Here is a 786-nt window from a genome sequence, read left to right as displayed (position 1 = left end):
CGGGCGGCAGCCGGTGGACGGTGCCGTCCACGAACACCGTAATGTCGTGGCTGCCGTCGAGGGCGTACCTGAGGTTCTGCGCATCCTCGGCCGGGAGGCCGGCCGTCACCCGGGGGGCTATCAGTGCCATGAGTGCATCCTAGCGGCAGCCGCTACAGCCCAAGGTCCTCCAGGACCGGCAGTTTTGCCCGCACCCAGGCCCGGGCCTCCGTAGCGCTCGGCGCGGACAAGGCCAGCTTGGCCAGCTCCCGCGCTTCGGCCAGGGTGACGGTCTTCAGCACGGCGGCGACGGCCGCGATGGAACGCGCCGTCATGGACAGCGTGGTGACGCCCAGCCCCGTGAGGACGACGGCGAGGGCAGGGTCCGCCGCGGCCTCACCGCACACGCCCACCGGCTTGTTGTGGCCCTCGGCCGCGGAACCTTCCACGGTGTAATGTCGTGGCTGCCGTCGAGGGCGTACCTGAGGTTCTGCGCATCCTCGGCCGGGAGGCCGGCCGTCACCCGGGGGGCTATCAGTGCCATGAGTGCATCCTAGCGGCAGCCGCTACAGCCCAAGGTCCTCCAGGACCGGCAGTTTTGCCCGCACCCAGGCCCGGGCCTCCGTAGCGCTCGGCGCGGACAAGGCCAGCTTGGCCAGCTCCCGCGCTTCGGCCAGGGTGACGGTCTTCAGCACGGCGGCGACGGCCGCGATGGAACGCGCCGTCATGGACAGCGTGGTGACGCCCAGCCCCGTGAGGACGACGGCGAGGGCAGGGTCCGCCGCGGCCTCACCGCACACGCCCACC

The 786-nt window shown here is 71.9% G+C and carries 1 protein-coding gene and 3 pseudogenes; all 4 read right to left on the bottom strand.

Annotated features, from left to right (window positions below; translation table 11 throughout):
• Positions 1 to 130, bottom strand: a pseudogene (locus Y706_RS30395) (DNA-binding protein); the annotation flags it as partial.
• Between the two features lie 22 nt (positions 131 to 152).
• Positions 153 to 431, bottom strand: a pseudogene (locus Y706_RS0117205) (putative PEP-binding protein); the annotation flags it as partial.
• Positions 431 to 523 (bottom strand): annotated as a pseudogene (locus Y706_RS30390) (DNA-binding protein); the annotation flags it as partial. The pseudogenes Y706_RS0117205 and Y706_RS30390, both read right to left, overlap by 1 nt.
• Before the next feature lie 22 nt (positions 524 to 545).
• Positions 546 to 786: putative PEP-binding protein (locus Y706_RS30385; protein WP_043436374.1), on the bottom strand; the 241-nt coding region annotated here is incomplete at its 5' end.

Origin of the sequence: Arthrobacter sp. I3, assembly GCF_000520575.1 — a bacterium.
Lineage (GTDB): Bacteria > Actinomycetota > Actinomycetes > Actinomycetales > Micrococcaceae > Arthrobacter > Arthrobacter humicola_A.
Note: the sequence above shows the minus strand (reverse complement) of the source record. Positions and strands in the feature narration are given on the sequence as shown.